This window comes from Bradyrhizobium sp. CB3481, assembly GCF_029714305.1.
In the GTDB taxonomy this organism is placed as follows: Bacteria; Pseudomonadota; Alphaproteobacteria; order Rhizobiales; family Xanthobacteraceae; genus Bradyrhizobium.
Window position 1 is genome coordinate 5,428,864 of sequence record NZ_CP121647.1, and the last position, 17,902, is coordinate 5,446,765.

Annotated in this window: 12 protein-coding genes and 13 pseudogenes; 13 read left to right on the top strand and 12 right to left on the bottom strand. The window is 59.3% G+C overall.

Annotated features, from left to right (window positions below):
- Positions 1-420: 420 nt before the first annotated feature.
- Positions 421-732, bottom strand: a pseudogene (locus QA643_RS26440) (cation:dicarboxylase symporter family transporter); the annotation flags it as partial.
- Positions 733-1,321: 589 nt separating this feature from the next.
- On the opposite strand from QA643_RS26440, the gene QA643_RS26445 reads away from it, so the two are divergent.
- Positions 1,322-1,651, top strand: a complete 330-nt coding sequence (locus tag QA643_RS26445; protein WP_283028708.1) for a LysR substrate-binding domain-containing protein — start codon at positions 1,322-1,324, stop codon at positions 1,649-1,651.
- Between the two features lie 517 nt (positions 1,652-2,168).
- Here the strand turns inward: QA643_RS26445 and QA643_RS26450 are convergent.
- The 4 genes and pseudogenes from QA643_RS26450 to QA643_RS26465 all read right to left on the bottom strand — a co-directional run bounded on the left by QA643_RS26450 (position 2,169) and on the right by QA643_RS26465 (position 5,063).
- Positions 2,169-3,584, bottom strand: a pseudogene (locus QA643_RS26450) (ISNCY family transposase).
- Between the two features lie 744 nt (positions 3,585-4,328).
- Positions 4,329-4,514, bottom strand: coding sequence for a hypothetical protein (locus QA643_RS26455; protein WP_283028709.1), 186 nt, complete (start codon positions 4,512-4,514; stop codon positions 4,329-4,331).
- 173 nt (positions 4,515-4,687) lie between these two features.
- A complete protein-coding gene (locus QA643_RS26460; RefSeq protein WP_283028710.1) occupies positions 4,688-4,909 on the bottom strand; it encodes a hypothetical protein in 222 nt (73 codons plus the stop codon).
- Positions 4,887-5,063, bottom strand: coding sequence for a hypothetical protein (locus tag QA643_RS26465; RefSeq protein ID WP_283028711.1), 177 nt, complete (start codon positions 5,061-5,063; stop codon positions 4,887-4,889). Before QA643_RS26465 ends, QA643_RS26460 begins: the two co-directional genes overlap by 23 nt.
- 198 nt (positions 5,064-5,261) lie before the next feature.
- Between QA643_RS26465 and QA643_RS26470 the strand changes: the two are divergent.
- Positions 5,262-5,714: pseudogene (locus tag QA643_RS26470) on the top strand (transposase); the annotation flags it as partial.
- Positions 5,715-6,192: 478 nt separating this feature from the next.
- Here the strand turns inward: QA643_RS26470 and QA643_RS26475 are convergent.
- Positions 6,193-6,651, bottom strand: a pseudogene (locus QA643_RS26475) (RNA polymerase sigma-54 factor); the annotation flags it as partial.
- Between the two features lie 246 nt (positions 6,652-6,897).
- On the opposite strand from QA643_RS26475, the gene QA643_RS26480 reads away from it, so the two are divergent.
- Entirely contained in the window at positions 6,898-7,137 is a 240-nt protein-coding gene (locus tag QA643_RS26480) for a hypothetical protein (protein ID WP_283035103.1), read from the top strand.
- A gap of 105 nt (positions 7,138-7,242) precedes the next feature.
- A complete protein-coding gene (locus QA643_RS26485) occupies positions 7,243-7,803 on the top strand; it encodes a TIGR00645 family protein (RefSeq protein WP_283028712.1) in 561 nt (186 codons plus the stop codon).
- Positions 7,804-7,837: 34 nt separating this feature from the next.
- On the opposite strand, the pseudogene QA643_RS26490 reads toward QA643_RS26485, so the two are convergent.
- Positions 7,838-8,668 (bottom strand): annotated as a pseudogene (locus QA643_RS26490) (IS630 family transposase); the annotation flags it as partial.
- A 64-nt stretch (positions 8,669-8,732) separates the two neighbouring features.
- Between QA643_RS26490 and QA643_RS26495 the strand changes: the two are divergent.
- Positions 8,733-9,134, top strand: a pseudogene (locus QA643_RS26495) (transposase); the annotation flags it as partial.
- Between the two features lie 124 nt (positions 9,135-9,258).
- On the opposite strand, the gene QA643_RS26500 reads toward QA643_RS26495, so the two are convergent.
- Positions 9,259-9,924, bottom strand: coding sequence for a DUF433 domain-containing protein (locus QA643_RS26500; RefSeq protein WP_283028713.1), 666 nt, complete (start codon positions 9,922-9,924; stop codon positions 9,259-9,261).
- A 200-nt stretch (positions 9,925-10,124) separates the two neighbouring features.
- Here QA643_RS26500 and QA643_RS26505 point away from each other — a divergent pair, with 200 nt between their 5' ends.
- Together QA643_RS26505 and QA643_RS26510 are read left to right on the top strand one after the other, a co-directional pair.
- Complete coding sequence (locus QA643_RS26505; protein WP_283028714.1) at positions 10,125-10,868, top strand: DUF6088 family protein; 744 nt, start codon at positions 10,125-10,127, stop codon at positions 10,866-10,868.
- Positions 10,849-11,343 (top strand): annotated as a pseudogene (locus tag QA643_RS26510) (nucleotidyl transferase AbiEii/AbiGii toxin family protein); the annotation flags it as partial. The gene QA643_RS26505 and the pseudogene QA643_RS26510, both read left to right, overlap by 20 nt.
- Positions 11,344-11,413: 70 nt before the next feature.
- Here the strand turns inward: QA643_RS26510 and QA643_RS26515 are convergent.
- The gene (locus QA643_RS26515; RefSeq protein WP_283028715.1) at positions 11,414-11,563 is read right to left on the bottom strand and encodes a hypothetical protein; all 150 of its coding nucleotides are present in this window, start codon (positions 11,561-11,563) and stop codon (positions 11,414-11,416) included.
- A 258-nt stretch (positions 11,564-11,821) separates the two neighbouring features.
- On the opposite strand from QA643_RS26515, the pseudogene QA643_RS26520 reads away from it, so the two are divergent.
- Positions 11,822-11,926: pseudogene (locus QA643_RS26520) on the top strand (phosphoenolpyruvate phosphomutase); the annotation flags it as partial.
- A 266-nt stretch (positions 11,927-12,192) separates the two neighbouring features.
- Here QA643_RS26520 and QA643_RS26525 read toward each other — a convergent pair.
- A pseudogene (locus QA643_RS26525) lies at positions 12,193-12,387 on the bottom strand (helix-turn-helix transcriptional regulator); the annotation flags it as partial.
- Between the two features lie 1,176 nt (positions 12,388-13,563).
- Positions 13,564-13,997 (bottom strand): annotated as a pseudogene (locus QA643_RS26530) (transposase); the annotation flags it as partial.
- 689 nt (positions 13,998-14,686) lie between these two features.
- Here QA643_RS26530 and QA643_RS26535 point away from each other — a divergent pair.
- The 5 genes and pseudogenes from QA643_RS26535 to QA643_RS26555 all read left to right on the top strand — a co-directional run.
- Positions 14,687-15,193: a hypothetical protein gene (locus tag QA643_RS26535; RefSeq protein WP_283028716.1), complete on the top strand. Its 507-nt coding sequence runs from the start codon at positions 14,687-14,689 to the stop codon at positions 15,191-15,193.
- Positions 15,194-15,350: 157 nt separating this feature from the next.
- Positions 15,351-15,656, top strand: a complete 306-nt coding sequence (locus tag QA643_RS26540; protein ID WP_283028717.1) for a hypothetical protein — start codon at positions 15,351-15,353, stop codon at positions 15,654-15,656.
- A 7-nt stretch (positions 15,657-15,663) separates the two neighbouring features.
- The gene (locus QA643_RS26545; protein ID WP_283028718.1) at positions 15,664-16,269 is read left to right on the top strand and encodes a LysE family translocator; all 606 of its coding nucleotides are present in this window, start codon (positions 15,664-15,666) and stop codon (positions 16,267-16,269) included.
- A 197-nt stretch (positions 16,270-16,466) separates the two neighbouring features.
- Positions 16,467-17,410 (top strand): annotated as a pseudogene (locus tag QA643_RS26550) (IS630 family transposase); the annotation flags it as partial.
- Positions 17,411-17,419: 9 nt separating this feature from the next.
- Positions 17,420-17,551: pseudogene (locus QA643_RS26555) on the top strand (ATP-binding cassette domain-containing protein); the annotation flags it as partial.
- A 5-nt stretch (positions 17,552-17,556) separates the two neighbouring features.
- Here the strand turns inward: QA643_RS26555 and QA643_RS26560 are convergent.
- Positions 17,557-17,756 (bottom strand): annotated as a pseudogene (locus tag QA643_RS26560) (IS5/IS1182 family transposase); the annotation flags it as partial.
- Between the last annotated feature and the right edge of the window lie 146 nt (positions 17,757-17,902).

The window sequence follows — 17,902 nt, forward strand, 5'->3', positions numbered from 1 at the left end:
CTGCTACGGAAGACTATGTACTCATTCCGCCATCTCATCGAGGCCATCCGACAGAGGGTTTAAACCCGAACAATGCAGGGATCACCAAGGACGACATCGCGCGTGGCATTGAAATCCGGAGTGCGTGTCACGCGTAGCTTGCCGTTGTGTTGTTTCGAACAGGTCGAATGGAGGGCACACGCTCCGATGTCAGCTTGCAACAACAGCGGTCACGGTAGGTGAGCGCTATCCAACTGCAAATGCGTGCATTTTTGCCTCCAGGCAGCGACTGGCGCCCTCCTTGCAACACACAAAAGTCCAGGAGCCTAACCGCACCGGTATGGGCCTATACAGTGGAGACTGAGAACGTGCACAACAATGACTTTTCTCACCCGTAAAACAAAATGGAGGATCGAGACCGAGACGCCGCTAGTGTTGAAGCATTCCGACGCCCGGCTGGAAATAGTAGGCAAGCGCAATACCGAATACCAGGGCAATGGTGGTGATGGCCTCGAAGTACAGCAGGGAGCGGATTCCAACCCGTCCAACCTTCGAAAGATCGCCGGCTGCGGCGATGCCTTGGACCACGACGCAGAATACGACCACCGGCACTAGCATCTTGATCAGCTTGATGAATCCGTCGCCCATCTGAAGCGCGACGTCCGGGTAGATCGCGCCAACCGCAATACCCAGTCCGAGTGCGATGACAACCTGGAAGAAGAGCGACTTGAGCGCATTCCCCGCTTGGCTGATGTTCCCATCGATGCGGCTTGGCCGGCCTCGGCGCGCCGCCACTGTTGTCTTGACTGGCGATCTTTCGCCGCCTGGCAGATTTACTGCATGACCGTGATCCTGCCCGGCGCTTGTCTGACCAGTTGCTGGCACAGCGCTTTGGACCTGAGCTCGCCCAAACAGCTCCACCGCGCATTCGTTGATGATGCGGAACCGGGTGTCCAATATATACGACGACACGATCTAGAGGTTTTTACCATCAATCTTCGCCAGCTCCGGTACTTCATCACGGTCGCTTAGGAGCGCAGCTTCACGCTTGCCGCACGGCGCCTGAACCTGTCGCACTCCCCCGCTGAGCCAGCACATCCAGACGCTCGAAGCGGCATTGGCAAGCCAGCTTCTGTTGAGAACCAGCCGCAGGGTCGAACTGACCCAGGCCGGCGAGGCACTGCTGCAACGGGCTCGCGCTATCCTGCACCAGGTCGAGCTGCGTCCAGTCGATCGGCGCCGGTCTGATCGGAACGCTCGATGTGGGCGCAACAGGCTCGATTCTCCGCTGGTGTCTTGCAGACTTGCTCGCGGCCTATCGAAAGGTCGCACCGATGTCAGAATGACGGTGCATGAGCAGTCACCAGCGTTACAGATCGCGGCGCTTCTCAATCACACCACAAGTATCAGTCTCATCCGGACTGCCCCCGCCGCGCATGGCCTCACGAACATGCTGGCGTGGCGGGAAGAGGTCGTGCTCGCCCTGCCGAGAGCGCATCCGTTGGCCCGGCGCAAGCGCATCGCGCTCCGGGAACTTGCGTCGGAGGATCACATAATCCTCGACCCGGATAGCTCGGACTTCGCGCGGTATCTTCAGAAGTGCTGTGTCGACGCCGGATTCCTGCCGCGAGTCACTCAACAGGTTATGGATGCCCAGTCGATGCCCAGCTGATCGCCGCAGGGATTCGGAGTGGCGCTGGTACCGCAGTCCATCGCACGCTTCACGACGGACGAGATCGCACTCCGCCCTATCCTGCCGGCTCTGCCATCAGCCGACGTGTTCCTCTTCAGAGAGGATGAGACATCCATGGTGGTGCACAATTTCGTCAAACTACCCATCGTCTGCTCGGCCAGCAGAAGCTGGGCCGGGGTAGGATCGGGTTGTGACTGTCCCTCGCTCTTCAGCGACGTCTCGCCGAGCAATCGGGCAGCCTTGAGCACCCGCAGCAAGCCGGTCTTCTGAAACGCGATCGAACACCGTCTTAGTGCCTGCGGCTCCCGGCTCAGGGATTGCGCGACAATCTGGCTGAGAAGCCGTATTGCCTCATGGAAGAATGCTCCCGAGGACACGATCGTTGCCTCATTTATTTTGCTCCCAAGAAGACGACGGTCGATGTGGGGAAGGCCGGTCGTGGAGCTGGTCGGGGTTGCGCAACGACCGGCCTTCCCCGTGCCGAAAGCCGGCGCTGTTATGGCGCAACCGGTGTGTCGATCCGGGTCGCATGAGCCGCCGATCCAAACAGCAGCGCGCTTGCCTGCTCGCTGCGCCAGGATTTGAGGCGGCGCTGAAGCGTTCGCAGCAGCTTATCCGGGTACGCGCCCGGATATTCCGCCTGTAACCTCGTCAGGAGTTCGGCGCCGGTTCGCCACGGTCCGGCTTTGAACCACTCCTGCAGCTGTGGTGTCGCCTGAACGAGCGGATCAGGGCGACGACGACCTCGCTTCACTTTGCCGATCGGCTGGTCCGTTGGTCGAGATGCGCCCTCTTTCCAAGCCGTTCGCAAGCTGGCGAGGAACAATTCGATCGGCGGGGCCGCAGCAATCGAATCGCCCTCCGACTTCAGGTCGGAAAGACCGGCCAGACGTTGCTGTGCAGACCGAATGTCGCGCAGCAACGCGACGGGGTCCAAGCTGACGCAGATTTCCTGCAGTCGGATCCGAACCGCATCGGAGGTCCGTGGGTCGGCTGCCAGCCGCTGATGCGGCGTCGTCGGCGCGCTGTAAGATTTCCGGACGTGCGCGCCATCGCGCTGTTTTCCGATCAGCTTGAACGACGGCTGGAAGAAGTTCACGAACAGGCGCACTGAGCGATACAGTTCTGCGAGCAACGCAGCCGGTTCGAGCCCTCAAACCGTCGATAACCAACCATCCGTCGGACCACGGCTCCGTTCTTCTGTTCGACAAATGCCTGGTCGTTCTTGCGGTAGGGTCGGCAACGCGTGAAGACAATGTTCGCCTGCTCGCAATACGCTTTCAGCGTTTTGCTCGCGCATCAGCAACGGCGCACACTCCGTCCAGCCGGTCGCAATATCGGTGAGCACCAGCGTCTGGATAAAGCTGCCGCGCGCCGAGGGCCCGCTGTGGGCGACCAAATCGGCGTCGACAAAGCCCGGCGCCGGATCCTTCCAATCGGCGGACGTCCGTACCGGGATGCTCCGTCGCAATGCGCTCGCCACCGGCCGCCGGCGTTGGCGCCCACCCTCCTGTCGGATCTTGCCCAGCGCCCGGTCGATCGTCGACGCGCTCATCACCAGGAGCTTCGCGCGGATTTCTGGCGCCAGGCTCATGTGGCCGTTCCGTTCCATCGACTCGATCAGGAGCGGCAGCAGCGCTTTCAGTCTCTTGCCGCAAATCCGGTCCGATGCCTCCCAAAGAACAACCAGCGCATTTCGTTCAGCTTCCTCGTAAATCCGGCGACGCGTGCGCCGAACCGAGGATTGCCCGATATCGCCTCGGAGCAGGCGCATCGCATGCTTTCGATGGAAGCCGGTCACAACCACACACTCGTCGAGAATTCGCGCCTTCTCCGCGCGGCTCGCCTCTCTGTAGCGCTGCTCCACAGCGGCCGTCAGCTCTCTTCGAGTCGCCATGCTCAGTTGCCTCATTGTCGCCCCCGCAGTCCCATCCCACTGGGGAGCAAATTACGTGAGGCAATGGCCCAGCATTCAGGAACATTTCAGGCGACGCAATGCGCCCAACCAACAAGCTGGTGGTCGCCAGGGTGGGTCACGCATCAGCGAGCACCTACGCAACGATTGATTTTCGGAAGATTGGTCGCACTGGTGAGTCTCGAGGTGGGCCGACATCAGGGTTGGCTGGCACGATCTCAAGGCTCATCACCTCCCCCAGCAGACATTCAGCGACGCCGAGGCGCTGGATCGCGCCACCACAATGCCGTACTGCCGTACTCACCTTGAACGCAAGCGAAACGTCGACCCGTTGCTCAAACAGAGACTCTCTGTTTAGCTTGCGCTATCGCCAAATCGGACATTATCCAGCGAAATCCCGAGGGGCATGGTCCAGGTCCAGCCCGCGCATCACCTGCGCGCCATCACTGCACAGCGATGCTGTCGCGGTACGCATCGGGATCGCAGAATGTATCGAATGTATATCCGCCATCGGTCGCCGCGCAGGAACACATTCTCATAGGTTACCGTAGATCACCCGCTCTGCTGCGACCCGGCCGAACGTCAACGCAAGGACTCGACGCTCCAACCTGACGCAAGCGATCCGCCACGGTGCTACATGGATTCTTCTTACCGCGGCCCACCAGAGAAATGGGCGAACTACCGGGTAACAAATTGCACGCCTTCTGCATATTTCCTCCTCCGGTGGCCGCGCTTTGGCATTCAGGAGATTTGTTTTGTGGGGCCAAACACAAAGCCCTCTAAAGCTTTCTCAGTGCTGTACTTGGCGGCCTGGAACAACGGCCGCACATAGTGCTGTCTCTCTTCGTCCGGCACGGGCTTCGGATGGTCCAGCGATCCCAGTGCCAGTTCGATCAACTCGATCGCGCGTTCCTTGTTGCCGCTCAAGAGTACTGAGCGATCGCCCCATAAGACCGGAACTTATAGCCGTCGCCTTCCGGAGGATTCAGGGCTAGAAGGTGTTCAGACAAATCCCTGCCCATCGCAAAGCGTTCGGCACGCGGGAGGTGGGAGGTATCATTCGCCGGATCGAAGCGTTGGCTTAGAGCCACCGTCATCAATTACTCGGACCCTTTGTCGATCGCCTCGCGAACCAATTGGCGCATGATGGGCAAGCCGGTCCGCAAGTCGCGAATTTTGTGAAGCAACAGATTGGCTTGAATCGCGCGGAAGTCGATTTTGTGCGGCATCAAGGCGAGTCCCTCTTCGACCGCCGAGAGCGCTGTTGTCCACTCCTTCGCCTCCAGCGCCCCCCGAAGCTTAGCGTAGATTGGTCCGGTCACCGCCAGTTCGCGGGCTGTGCGTTGGTTTTTGCTCGATCCACTTCGCATCGGCGGCTTTCGCTTCATCGCTGGTTCGCCAGACGCCTTGGAGAACTTTCGGCAAAACATCATTGAGTCGCTTCGGACGTACGGTGAAGGCGATGCGCAGCGCCATGTTTCTCTCCAACCTATTGCCAAACGTTACGCGACTTTATTATGCGCGCTTGTCTCTGTGAAGAACGGGTGGATAGCATCGCTCGTCGTGTACGTGCACTCAGCCCTCACTTAGTGTTGCTGTATGCTCAATAGCAACGGGCGTGCCAGTGGCGATAGCGCATTAAGCTCTGATCAGGCTTTGAAAACCTCCACGGCTGCGCACCCGCCATTCGGCGGGCCCGAACAGGTGCTGGCTTATCTCGGCCGCTATACGCATCGCGTCGCCATCGCCAACAGTCGGCTGATCTCGCTCGCCGATGGCAAGGTGAGCTTTTCCTGGAAGGACTATCGGCAGAACCGCAAAACCAAAGTCATGACGCTTGATGCCGACGAGTTCATGCGTCGCTTTCTCCTGCACACGCTGCCGGATGGCTTCCACCGCATCCGCCACTATGGCTTCCTCGCCAATGGCGGACGTAACGATAAAATCGCCCTCTGCCGTCAACTCCTTGCTGTCCGCAACGCGCCGACCGAGCGAGAAGCCGGCGGCGTTCCCCTCGTCAAATGCGAGATCCCCGTCTGCCCACATTGTGGCGGCACCATGCGGCGCGTCGATGTCGTCCCGCGAGCCTGCGCGCGCGACCAGCCGTTTCGTTGTGATACGTCATGACCAGCGCCTGCACCATCCACCCCTTCTGTGATCACCTTCGCGGTGGCAACGTCCGAGGTTGCCGTGGCCGCGTTCGTCGCCGAACACCCCGCCAATCGTCCGGCCACGCCTCCCAACGCAGCAAATCCCTCCCTGGATCGCGCCCTTGGCCTGATCAATGGGGCTGCTTACATCCGATGAATGTCTCGCCGACGCACGGCGACCACAGGCGCGCCTTCCTAGCAGCCGCACCCGCTGCACTATTCCCATAGCGCCCACAACTCCGCAGCTTCGTTCAATCCAGCTTCTATGAGGTCGCACGCACGACAGAGCGCGCGGCTCGCGCCTGCCACGCGACCTCACAGAACCCTCAAGATTCCCAAATCAATTTTTCAATGATTCATGGGTGGTCGGCTCTTGGAGGGCTGACCATGGCGGGATGGGAAGACGAACTCGAACGCTGGCTGATGCCGTTCTTGGACCGGCTGGGCCATAAGACTCGATCGAGCTCACGAAGCTGGATCGCCAGGCATTCGCTCCAATTGCGTGCGCAGACGCCGGGCGGATCGAATTTTTGCAGCACCGCCAAGACGCCCGTGACATCCTTCTGCGATACACCAAGCCGCTCGGCGGCCTGGCCCAGATCGGGCGGCAAATAGCCGGCTTCATCGACGAGATCGATGAGATATTGTCCGATCCTGCGCTGCGCCGGCGCGGTGAACGCGACCGAGAGCTGCTCGGCGAGATGGTCGGCCAGCGTGATTTCCGCCGCGACGAAGGCTTCGAGATTGTAGTCCTCGTCACCGGACGCGCCGCCGCCCCATTCGGTGTAGACGCTCGGCGCGGCATCCTGCGCATTGCGTGCCATAGCCTCCGCAGGCTCTTCCGAAAAGACGTTGTCCAGGCCGGTATCCAGCGTCTGCTCGATCTCGGCGCGGGTGCCGACATCCTTGCTTATGGCGCCGCAAGTTGTGTGAATCCGGGCGTACTGAAGTTGTTGACGTGAACTTCCGAACCATCTAAGCAAGGAATAGACCAGCTCTGCGGGCCTCGAAACACTCTCATCACTCCCGGCGCTTGGATCCCGGTAGAGTGGGCTGTCGCTGCAATTTCGTCTACGCGAGTGCGGCAACGGCCTCCACTTCCGGGTCTCAGATTGTCGACAACCTCACAAGGAATGTCCGGAAGCCATCCAGCGACCTCAATGTCGGGGTGGCCATCGCGCACTATAAGCAAGGCAGCCAGCCCCTTACTCCGCGAGACTAAAGCGGCCAAAGGCCGCTTCGGACACCGCATCGCCACTTACATCCTCGCCTTCGAAGGCGAGAGCCATGTCGAATGGTTCGAAGGCAACTTCCAGGATTACCAGAAGGACAAGATGCGTCATCTCGACCAGGACTCGATCATCCCGCATCGCGTGAAGTACAAGAAGCTGACGCGGTGACGGCACTTAAGCGACAACTGCTGCGGCCACTTGTCGCCTCCCACCACGAGGAGATTGCGTAGATATAACGCTCCGCAATCTCAGATTCCGCAGGGGTGATTCATAATGTCTGCCACTTCCGACGCCCCCGTGCCGTCCAAGAGCGGATCGCTGCGGCCGCTTCCGATGCTAATCTTCGGATCGCGCTGGCTGCAATTGCCGCTTTATGCCGGGCTGATCATCGCCCAGGGCATCTATGTGGTCCGGTTCATCAAAGACCTGTGGCACCTATTCGCCAATGCGTTAAACTACAGCGACCACCAGATCATGCTGGAGGTGCTCGGCCTGATCGACGTCGTCATGATCTCGAACCTTCTGATGATGGTGATCATCGGCGGCTACGAGACCTTCGTCTCGCGCCTCAACCTGCAGGGACATCCCGACGAACCGGAATGGCTGAGCCACGTGAATGCCAGCGTGCTCAAGATCAAGCTGGCAATGGCGATCATCGGCATCTCCTCCATCCACCTGCTGCGGACATTCATCGAGGCGGGCGCGCAGACGTCGGACAAGAGCATGTGGCAGACCATCATCCACTCTGTCCTCATTCTGTCCGCGATCGGTATTGCCGCCGTCGACAAGCTCTCGAATGCATCGATCGAAGAAGCCAACCAGCGGCCGGATTGAGGGGCAGACGGTGTCGTGTTGTGCTAGTGGTTTATCACAGTGGTTTTGACTCTTTGGAGGAGTTGGGATAGGCGCGGCGGAGTTTGGCGCGGGCTTTGTCGGTTGTGAACATCCACTTGATGCGTTGTCGGGTTTTATTTCGCGGCCGTTGCCATGCAGCGATCTCGTTTCGGAGCCTTTTGGGGTCGTCGATGCGACGGCCGAGACATTGACGATGCAGCACGCTGATCTCGCACTCGACCATGTTGAGCCAACTTGCGTGTTTCGGGGTGTAGTGGAATTCGAGGCGGCGCAGGATACGGCGGGCCTCTTCAGGCGCAAATGCTTGATACAGCGCGCCGGCGGTATGAATCGACAGATTGTCCTGAACGACACGGATGCAAGCGGCGTCGGGATAATGGATGTCGACGAGTTCACGCATGCAGTGCGCGTAGTCTACGGCGGCGCGGCGGTCTGTAACCTTGACGTTGCGCCAGCCACGATGCGGGTCGAAGGTAACGAAGAGATTGACGGTGCCGTTGCGGCGGTACTCGTAATCGTAGCGCTCGCGCTGTCCCGGCTCGGCTGGAATCGGCTGACGGACCTCGCCGATGAGCTGGACGGGGGTCTCGTCGAAGCAAACCAGCGGCCGGACGGGATCCGGCGCCTCGGCGTAGAGGTCGAGCACGTCCTCCATGCGGGCGACGTATTCGCCATCGACATGGGGGATGCACCACATGTCCCTGCGCCATGGCTTGAGGTCGTTCTCGGCCAGCCGGCGACGCACGGTCTCGCCCGACAGGCTGTCATGATCGGTAAGCTTGACGATCGTGTCGGCCAGCAGCGTCAGCGTCCAACGTTTGCGGCCGGCCGGCGGCTTGGCGCATGGAGGGTGTCAGAAAGAATGTGTAAGTAGGTTTCTGTGAGTTTACCTTACAAAGGAGACTCACATGACGACCGACACGACGATTACACCTGAACTGCTGGATCAACTCCTTGCTAACTATGAGAAGCCTGAAGACCTCACCGGTGCGGACGGGCTTTTCAAGCAGCTGAAGAAGGCGCTGATTGAACGGGCGCTTGGTGCGGAGCTGAGCGATCATCTTGGCTACGAGAAGGGGGACCCGGCCGGCCGCGGCAGCGGCAACAGCCGTAACGGGACCAGCGCGAAGACAATCCTGACCGAGGACGGCGAGATCGACATAGCTGTGCCACGCGACCGGGCCGGCAGCTTTGAGCCGCTCTTGATCGCCAAGGCCCAGACCCGTTTCGACGGCTTCGACGATAAAATCCTGAGCCTCTACGCGTGCGGCATGACGGTGCGCGAGATCCAGGGGCATTTATCTGAACTTGGCTTCAGCTCCCAGTCCTTGCGGCCGGCCAATCTCAGCCATACGACGTGCGAGGACTCGCCATACCCTCTGCCGTGAGCGAGTTTGGTCAGCTCCGGGCTGAGGCACTCATCGATCAGGAATTTCATCCAGCCTTCCTACGGCGAGGAGTTCGTCGATCGGCGACGATGACTGCGCCCTTAGGAAGTTCGTCGTTCGTCCGTGGACGACCCCGCGCAGGGTTGGCCTCGGCATAGATCGCGGCAAGCTCGATCTTGTCCGCATCTAGCGAAGGATAGGCCGCGACGATGCGGTCTATCGGAATGCCGGCCGCGACCGAAGCAGCGACATCATGGACGGGAACGCGTGTTCCGCGCACAATGGAGAGGCCCCCGAGAATCTCAGGATCGGAAACCACCATTTCTTGGGCGGCCGACAAACGCTCCAGGCGCTCCTTGGTCCGCCGGACGAAGGGGGCCAGGTCGATGGTGAGGAATTCGTCGCGCACGGTCCAATCCTCCTCGACCAGCGACGCCAGGGCCCGGGCGCGGAGCCGGTGAAGACGGCTCCCAACCTCGCGGATGGCGAACAGCCTCTCCTCGGCGGTCAGACGTTTGGCGCTATCGAAGTAGAACGAGATGAGCGTGCAGGCGGTCGCCGCAACGCGTCGCCCGTCATCAAGCGAAAAGAAGCCCTCTGGCAGGATGCGCTCGTCGATAACCCGATTGACGTCGCGAAGTGCGACGCGCGCGACCACGGCGGCTTCGGTCGGCTTCAGCATATGCCCGGCAGCGCCCATGGCGGCCTCCATAAATCTTTCCGATCGATCGGAATATATATTAGGGGTAGCGGATTTCAATGGGGCGGGCCGCGTTCCGCAGAACAAAGATGGCTTTTCGGGCTTACTGACCAAATTTTAGATAGAAATTTCGGTCAATTTCGGTCAGCAAAACGGCCCGTATTGCTACTGACCAATTTTTATATACAATATTCGGACCGAATTGGTAGCAAATGCCCGATCCGACGTCCGACACCCTCAATCGTATTCACGACCGGATCGCCCAGTCGGCGCCCGCTGGCGTCTGGTCGCGGGCCGATTTTCTCGACATCGCAACACCGAACGCCGTCGAGAAGGCGCTGCAGCGGCTGACCCGGCGGGGCGACATCCGCCGGCCGTATCGCGGTCTCTATGACAAGCCGGGAACCAGCAAGCTGACCGGCAAGATGGTGTTTCCGCCGCGAGCATCGTTCATCGACGCGATCGCCCGCCGCGACAAGCTCCGCGTGCTGGTCGACGGCATCACAGCCGCGAACGACCTCGGCCTGACGACGGCCGTTCCGGCGCGGTCGACGATCTATGCCGATACCTATCCGCGGACGATCGAGATCGAGGCGAGCGCCGGTGATCCAAAGGCGACCAAGCCGGTCTTCTACAAGCTCGACTTCAAGCGCATTTCGGCCAAGACGGCATTTTGGGCCGGCCGTCCTGCCATGCGCGTAGTCCAGGCCCTGACATGGTATCGGGACGAGCGATCGAGCCTCGATGCGGTCGTGAACGGAATCGTCCGGCATCTGTCGCGTGATCCGAACCGGGAAAACATCGCACAAGATCTACGCGACAACATTCACGCGATTCCCGCATGGATGTACCCGCTGGTCGACACGATCACCCGCAAACTCCACGCGGAGGCTCACGGCGACGACGAGCCGAATCCCGAGGGCGCAAAAGGCGGCCATGCAGAAAACGCTCATTGAAATCCTGCGCTCGAGCGCCGACGAACGCCGCACTCTCTTTGAGACGGTTGCTGCCTATCTGGAAACGCAGGCGCAGAACATCGAGAAAGACCTCTATGTCTGCTGGGTGCTCGACTTCCTGTTCAACCGGCGGGGTGATGATCCCATCGGTCTGTATTTCAAGGGCGGCACAAGCCTCAGCAAGGCGTATGGACTGATCCGTCGCTTCTCCGAGGATATCGACATCGGCATCTACAAGGCCGATTTGCACGTCCCGCTGGAAGCCGAGATTGCTGCCCTCCCCTCCATCAATCAGCAGCAACGCGCGCTCGCCGAGAAGGTCGACGAGGCCGCACGGCAATACATATCGGGGCCGCTCAAGAACGAGTTGACGAAGGAGATCGTAAGCGTCGAGGCTGCCGCCGAACAACCGGAGCATTTCTCCCTCGGCTTCGGCTTCGATACGTATCGCAACAAGGAAGCGCTCGACATTCTAGACTAGCGACGCTTATCACATGTCCCTTCCGCGCATTAAGCCGAGCACATGACGGAAGGCGCAAACTAGGTTAGTTTGCGCAGTTTTCAAGGATTGCCGTGATCGGCACAATCTTTCTTGGATCTGCAAAGCTATCGATCCGGTCAGCCCAGTGCTGCATCAGCTTCGTGCGCGAGCCGATCAGGGCAAGCGGTCCGTGGCGTTTATAAATCGCCTTCACCGAATCACTTTCGAGATGCGCCAGCTACAGTTCAATGACATCGCCATCCCACACCTTGGCGTCCTTGATCTCCTCGTGGTGGCAAAGGGTCGAAAACGTCGTGCGGAAACCATGAGCGCAATGTTCGGTCTTGGTGTCGATGCCGAGAGCGCGCAGCCGACTACAGAGCGTTCTGTTGGACAGCGGTGCATCTTCGGCGCAAGCGAAAACATAGCGTCGATTGCCGGTGACCTTCTGCACGCCTCGCAGGATAGTAATGGCTTTTCCACAATGATTTGGGCCAATCACTCCATGCGAACTGCAATAGCGGAAATGCGGCACGTCTGCGGCCGCATTATCGCCGAGGAAGGCATCGCGGGCATTAGCCGCATATCGAAGGAGACGATCGCAGACTAATTCGCGATTCAAGAGGCGCAAGCGATAAGCATCCTTGTCAAAGTTCTAGGCAGGGATGAGGAGAGCTATTCGCAAAGAATCGTATGATGCCATCCCCGCAGCACTCTCAGGACATTTGAGGACGTCCGGAACGCTCGGATCGTGGTAGCTGAGCCTCGCACGAATGCTGCTCGCTCCGAACACGTTGCATAACTCAGCATCGGAGCTGGCACCGCCGCAGACATGCCAAGACCTCAAATCAGATTGAGGCGAATTGCTTTCAGGACGGCCACGGTCCTGCTCGTCGTCTCGAGCTTTCGCATAGCGTTCTTAATGTGAAAATTGATCGTATTCTCGCTGATCTCCAGTATCTGTGCGATTGCCCATGACGATTTTCCTTTTGCCGCCCAACGCAGGCACTCTTTTTCGCGATCGGACAGCTTAACTTCGCTGTCGCCGCTGCTACCATCTAACATGCGGTGCTCCATGAGTTCCGACAACATAGGATAAGACAGCAAGCCTTGTGCCATTTGCGTCGCTCGCGAGATTCAGGCGTGAGGACACGCGCTTGGGAGAATTGGCAATCGATTGCGTCGCGTAGCGAGTCAAGCAATTGCGACACACGTCGGAAACGCGACATCGTCGTTTCAGTAACTGCTGCAGATCAAGAAGAGCGCAAGCTTAAAGCGGAATGCGTTTTGTTCCGCTCAACTGCGGCGAGGACAAGAAGGTGAGCGGCCGCATCGTCATGAGGACCGAAGCTCCGTAGCGAAATCGCGCTGACAATAGTTCGCTCCGTCATGAGTAAGTCTAGATCACTTGTCATCTCGATCAGAGCAATGAAGTGCTACGTCGACGAGACCTTAACAACTGTCGAACAGTGCTTCTTTGCATTTTCGGCACCAGCGATCGAGCATCTTGTTGTTGTCAGGGCTTTGTCCGGAGTCCCGCGGCGCGGCTGGTCCACTACCAACGCCTATCGCTAATGGACGTCCAGATGAAAGACGCAGGCCACCTATCGGTCGTTCCGTAGAACACCTGCAGCAGCAAGGCGCTCAGCAACTGCTCCGGCGGAATCGGAGGCGTCCCTTGCCGGCGTTGAGCCTCCCAAGGCTGCGGTTACAAATCACTTAAAACATCCTGGACAAGTTCCCGGACGTTCCGCAGCGGATGGTTTGCTGGCACCCCCTTATCCAGCGCGATGTACGAAAACAGGCCGCCCTGATCCGTAAACCTGCCGCGCATGATCGCCTCCACCGAATCGAGATGATAAAGTGAATCATCAAGCCCACTCTGTGGCGAGCGAGTTCTTCAGACTGCTAGTCTTACTGCGTCATAAATTTCGATAGCTACTTGAGTTGAGATGGCTCTGATGCAACAAGGGCATCGAGATAGTGTAGAGACGAGAGCGGCATTCAATTTTCTCCGAACGGTCGCAATCGAATGTGGAACGTGCCGTTCAGCAAGGGCGGATCCCCTCGGCCGATGATTTTCGGGAATAGTAGCTTCCTTGAAGATTTGGTGGAGGCTGCTTCTGAGGGGGGAATCGTCTCTCGCTCCGCTTCGTTTTGAAGGTGATTTCCTTGGGGGCCTCCAGCTTTGCGCCGATGTGCACGGTCTGTCACCCACTCCCGTGGTAGATATAGCCGATAGGCGACCGGCAAGCTCGCATGATGGTTCGCTAGCGAAAGCGTCACGGCAACCTGACAATTGTCTTGCTTGCCGAACTGACTGCAATATTGCCGCGCAACCCCGACCGAATGCCGCCCCTTCTTAGGAAAGCCCGTATCATCGATGATCCAAGCTTCGATCTCTCGGTGGCGTTCGATTCCGGCAGCACTAACTCACGGACCTTGGCCGACACTTGCCGGTCCGACCAGTCGCCTTGACCGACGAAATGCAACAACGCCTGATGTTGCGCTGCTGTCCGCTCAGGAGCCGTCATCGCCGCCATCGGCTCGACGCTCTTGCGATCGCACGGCATCATCAGCCCGGCACAGTGGTCGCGAAGCGGTTTGGCTCGCCCCACATGTCCGATCACGCTCGCAAGGCCCTCAATTTATGCCGAAATCCGCGACGCTACGTCCAGCGATTTATCAGACCCATCTCAGCCCCCGCATGCTGAAAAGTGAGTCTTCTCATGATTCCTGTCGACAAAGGCCGCGACACTCTGACTCAGTAAGACTAGCCGTTCCAGAACCATCTTGGGTAGATCTTGGAAGTCGTACGCTGCGGAGCATGCAACGTTCAGCGCCACTGCTGACCGGGCAAGCAACGCGTTCTTGCAGGGCCCACCTCAATTGGACGGGCTGCTGCTTGCCTCAGGCTGCGCCGAAGATCCCCGTCACTTTCTGCCAGCGGCAGATAGCGCAACAGCTCGACCTTGTCTCGGCGCATTGCGGAAGTCTTCGGGTCGACCCAATCTCGACGTCGGTATCCTTGGTCGTCGATACCAGTGCTCGCCAATTAACAAGCTGGTGGGCCTAAGGTCGGTGGTGCAATAAGCGATCACCTGCGAAAGTACGAAGCCGCGCTCCGATCAGAAGACGGTGCGTAGGTAGCCCGACGCGTGCGGTTGGCGACGCTGGATTGTCGGGTTGGCGACGCGGGACTGTCGGGTTTGCGGCACAGCAGTGAGCAATGCATCTTCTATCTACTTCTAAACGCTCATTTTTCTGTTCAAGCTCATTTGGCCTAGTGCGTGCAAATCCTTACTGGCCCGATAGAACGGGTCACATGGAGACACAAATGACTACTTGGCGCAAGCGCCGGCTTCTCTTGTCCGCAATTGCCACGCTCTCGCTGGTCGGGGCAGCATTTGCCGATCAGACTAACTCTGCAAGTTCGGTGCCATACACCTTCGCCATTCCAGATCAGGCAGGTAAGTGGGTCAACCCGAATCCAGAGGGAGCGATCAGCCGCCTGGATATTGGCCCGCAGCTCGACCACCCCTCTGTTCGCGCATGGATCAACTGTCCTACGAAGGAGTGCGATTTAGGCATCGCCGAGGCGCAGCCTTCCGATGCTGATGACGGAGGCGATGCTGATGATGGAGGTTGGAAGGTTAAATGGGATCATGTTTACTGTACGACACAGATGACGTGGAAGCTCGATGAAGATGGTGAACTGGACGTAACGACGGAGGTTCAGTTCACCGATGGCTCCGCCACGTATAAGCACAAAACGCTCGATCACCTTGTGCGGGAGAGCGCTCCGACAGTAGACGCACCGTCCAAACCTGACGACGCAAACTAAGCGTCATCCGACCATCATACCACCGACTGTGGTGCTCGACCGCGTCCGCGTGGCCGAACGAGCGCCTTGGCAAGGAACTCGGATCCGTGTCTTTCTGGGTTGCACCACAGTTCGCCGCTCAACGGGACTCATATTGAAGCCGAATGGAGGAGATCACTTGGACCAGGGTCATTGGGTAGGCGAGTTCGCGATCTGGCCCAGCAACAAAGGGCGGGTTCAAACAGCTAAGCACCACAATCTCGGGGTGGGGAGGCATAAAACAATGTGCGACTATTGGAAGGTGTTGTTCGCTTCGGCGGCGATCGTGGGTAGCGGCGTGAGCCTCGGTCACGCTGAGGAAGAACTGCCTCCACAGAAGACGATTGCGAGCAGTCAGCACGTCAAGGGCCTCGGCTGCAAAGAAGAGTTGAAGACGTCTGAAAAGAAGGCTTCAGAAAAACAAGTTCTGTCAAGGATCGCATGAGGCCCCCATGTCGCAATCGCTGTTCATCGCGTTCGTGATGTTCGCCACTGTGATGTTCTTCACGCCGGGACCGAACAACATCATGCTGCTGTCGTCGGGGCTCACTTACGGCTTCCGTCCGACCATCCCCCACATCATGGGGACCACCGTCGGCTTTGCCTTTATGGTCGGTGCGGGCGGCTTTGGGCTTGGGACCATCTTCATCGCCTATCCCGTGCTGCAGACCATCCTGAAACATGCAGGCGCGGCCTACATGATCTATCTGGCCTGGGCGATCGCAATGTCTGATCCGCCGTCGGCGGAGGAGGACAGAAGCCGCGGCCGCCCGATGACGTTTTGGGGCGCGGCCATGTTCCAATGGGTCAACGCCAAGGGCTGGGTCATAATGATCGGCACCATCACCGCCTATGCGGCGATCGCGGCCTATCCCTGGAACATCATGATCCAGGTCGGGCTCAGCCTCGTCCTGGGCATCCTCTCCTGCACCGCCTGGGCGCTGTTCGGCACCTCGCTGCGGCCGGTCCTGACCTCCCCCCGGGCGGTGCGGGCCTTCAACATCGTCATGGCGGTGCTGCTGCTGGCCTCGCTCTATCCGGTGTTCATGGACGCATGATGCCGCACCGGGCCATGCATAAACGGGTTTTCTTTGACGCGAAAAATGCTCTAGACAACGCCGAAAATTCGCGGGCGACCGGCGGTCCTATTCCCCCAAATGCCTGATTAACCGGCCGATTTTGGCCATCGATTAAGGAAACGACCATGCGTGTTTATTACGATCGTGATGCCGACCTGAACCTGATCAAGGGCAAGGCGGCGGACGGGCGCAGCACCCGGTCGATCGCCAAGGAAGTTGGGGTCCAGCCGCGGATTGTCAGCCTTTGGCGGCATCGCTATGCCGACCAAGGCCTTGAAGGGCTGCAAGACAAGCCGCGGCCCGGCAAGCAGCCTATCTATACGAAGACGACCGACAAGCGGATTCTGAAGCTGCTGGATAAGCCGTCCCCGCAAGGATTTGCGCGCTGGACCGGCCCTCTGCTGGCCGAAGCGCTCGGCGAGGTTGACGTCCAATATGTCTGGCGGTTCCTGCGCAGCCACAAGATTGACCTCGCGGCTCGCAGGTCCTGGTGTGAGAGCAATGACCCGAACTTTACGGCCAAAGCCGTCGATGTCGTTGGCCTTTACGTCGCCCCGCCGGCGAAGGCTATTGTGCTCTGCGTGGACGAGAAGCCCTCGATCCAGGCTTTGGAGCGAGCGCAGGGCTATCTGAGTTGCCCAATGGCCGCGCCTTGACCGGCCAGAGCCACGATTACAAGCGGCATGGCACCACAACATTGTTTGCCGCGCTCGAAGTCGCCACCGGAAAGATCATCGCTACGCATTCCAAACGCCGTCGCCGTGTCGAGTTTCTCGATTTCATGAACAGCCTCACCGCGGCCTTTCCGGGCCGAAAGCTTCACGTCATCCTCGACAAACTCAACACCCACAAGAAGAATGAGAACTGGCTCAAGGCCCACCCCAACGTGCAATTCCATTTCACGCCGACAAGTGCGTCCTGGCTCAACCAGATCGAGGTATGGTTCTCAATCTTGCAGGGGCAATCGCTCAGCGGCACCTCCTTCACAAGTCTCAAGCAGCTCCAGGAACACATCGATGCCTACGTCAACGCCTACAACGACAAAGCCGAGCCCTTCGTCTGGACCAAGAAAAAGGTCCGTCAACGCCGTTTCAAAGGCCGCCGTATCACTCAGCTCTGATTCCGGGTATTAGCGCCACTGCTCGACCGCTCGCCAGCGCATCTTTCCTCTGGTGAGCGGCAGCGCGTCGCCATCGGCCGGACGCTGTTGTCTCAACCCAGGCTGCTGGTGATGGACGAGCCGCTTGGCGCGCTTGACCGATGCGCCAGGATCGCCCGCAGCAGCTTCTCCGGCGGGATCGACGGCCGCCCAATCGGCGAATAGAGCGCGGCAAACTCGCGCTCCAGCACCGACAGTGCCTCGTTCACAATCTCTGGATCGCTCGCAGCGGATGATCACGCCGCACCCGCGCCTCCAGATCAACGTAGCTGAACAGCTCGCCTGTTCGATTGTCGCCGCCGCGCACGCACCATCTCCGAATCGCATCGCAGGCCAATTAATCATGCTCGCCGGTCGGCGGCGAGCGCCCTTTTTCAACAGCCTGCTCTCATGTTTGCTGTCAAGCGACTCGATCAAGCGGAGCCGCTTCCGGCTGAGCGCCCGGACGCTGGA

What these genes read in the sequence shown, in the direction of transcription:
- QA643_RS26445 (WP_283028708.1), top strand. Translation starts at nt 1,322, where the DNA reads ATGACGGTGCATGAGCAGTCACCAGCGTTACAGATCGCGGCGCTTCTC.
- QA643_RS26465 (WP_283028711.1), bottom strand. Translation starts at nt 5,063, where the DNA reads ATGGCGCTGCGCATCGCCTTCACCGTACGTCCGAAGCGACTCAATGAT.
- QA643_RS26480 (WP_283035103.1), top strand. Translation starts at nt 6,898, where the DNA reads ATGTCGGGGTGGCCATCGCGCACTATAAGCAAGGCAGCCAGCCCCTTA.
- QA643_RS26485 (WP_283028712.1), top strand. Translation starts at nt 7,243, where the DNA reads ATGTCTGCCACTTCCGACGCCCCCGTGCCGTCCAAGAGCGGATCGCTG.
- QA643_RS26500 (WP_283028713.1), bottom strand. Translation starts at nt 9,924, where the DNA reads ATGGAGGCCGCCATGGGCGCTGCCGGGCATATGCTGAAGCCGACCGAA.
- QA643_RS26505 (WP_283028714.1), top strand. Translation starts at nt 10,125, where the DNA reads ATGCCCGATCCGACGTCCGACACCCTCAATCGTATTCACGACCGGATC.
- QA643_RS26535 (WP_283028716.1), top strand. Translation starts at nt 14,687, where the DNA reads ATGACTACTTGGCGCAAGCGCCGGCTTCTCTTGTCCGCAATTGCCACG.
- QA643_RS26545 (WP_283028718.1), top strand. Translation starts at nt 15,664, where the DNA reads ATGTCGCAATCGCTGTTCATCGCGTTCGTGATGTTCGCCACTGTGATG.